The sequence below is a fragment of the Candidatus Bipolaricaulota bacterium genome (assembly GCA_021159055.1).
In the GTDB taxonomy this organism is placed as follows: Bacteria; Bipolaricaulota; Bipolaricaulia; order UBA7950; family UBA9294; genus S016-54.
The window spans coordinates 1-1003 of the sequence record JAGGSO010000151.1 but is presented as its reverse complement, the minus strand read 5'-3'; the positions used below and the strand labels follow the sequence as shown (position 1 = coordinate 1003).

Here is a 1003-nt window from a genome sequence, read left to right as displayed (position 1 = left end):
GAAAATATCCAGATCATATTTTTTCCATCTTCTTCATCTTGATGTATTTGTTGAACATACAATCAGTAAGAAGACTCTACCAATATATCTTAGAAGGTAAAATAGCATTCAAAGGGAAACTTCCTTCAAGACAAACTGTATATTACAGACTCAAGTTTATATCCAAAAAGAAGTTAAGCAAGAAGTTGAAGAAACTCTTTGGAACTTTGCTTGTCATTGATAGTACAGCATTGAAATGGAAGAACCTAAGATTACACATGTTGTATGAAGCGAAAGCAAAAGTATTGTTGAGTTTCAATATTGGAGGTTTCAATGAAGCAAAAGAAGCAGAGTATTTGTTGGAAGATATAGAAGGATCGATAGTACTTGGAGATAGGGGATATTGGGTAATGAAATTGATAGAGAAGATGAAAGAAAAGAGATTCAATTTGTATGTGAGGCCAAGGGGAAAGGGAGGAAAGAGGTATTTGGAAGGTGAGTTGAGAAGATATATGTACTTGAAAAGATGGGAGATAGAATGGTTTGTGGAGAGATTAAAGTTGAAGGTGAAATTAGCGAGTGTAAATAAAAAGACTTTGACTTCGCAGATTACATACATGTTACTTGGAATGCAGTTAACAATTTTGATTGAGACTCTTATTCAGTTTCCTAAGCTTTTTAGGTTGCTTGTAAATTAGTTTTTACATTAGACAGGGTGGAATATGTAAGACTTGGTAATTCGGGTCTTGAAGTATCAAGAATATGTCTTGGATGTATGAGTTTTGGAGATCCCAACGTATGGATCCACAAATGGGTTTTGAATGAAGAAGAAAGCAGAAAGATTATCAAGAGGGCCCTCGAACTTGGAATCAATTTCTTTGATACAGCGAACATCTACTCACTTGGTATAAGCGAAGAAATATTGGGTCGAGCAATAAGAGACTTCGCTAAACGTGATGAAGTAGTTATAGCAACAAAAGTTTTCTTCAAAATGTATGATGGTCCCAATAGTGGAGGACTATCC

The 1003-nt window shown here is 35.0% G+C and carries 2 protein-coding genes; both read left to right on the top strand.

Translation table 11 applies throughout. The features are described 5' to 3' along the window. Window positions 1-257 precede the first annotated feature (257 nt). Window positions 258-677 (top strand): transposase, encoded by a 420-nt coding sequence (locus J7J55_07710; protein ID MCD6142580.1) that lies wholly within the window; start codon window positions 258-260, stop codon window positions 675-677. 17 nt (window positions 678-694) lie between these two features. Beyond that, window positions 695-1003: aldo/keto reductase (locus tag J7J55_07705; GenBank protein MCD6142579.1), on the top strand; the 309-nt coding region annotated here is incomplete at its 3' end.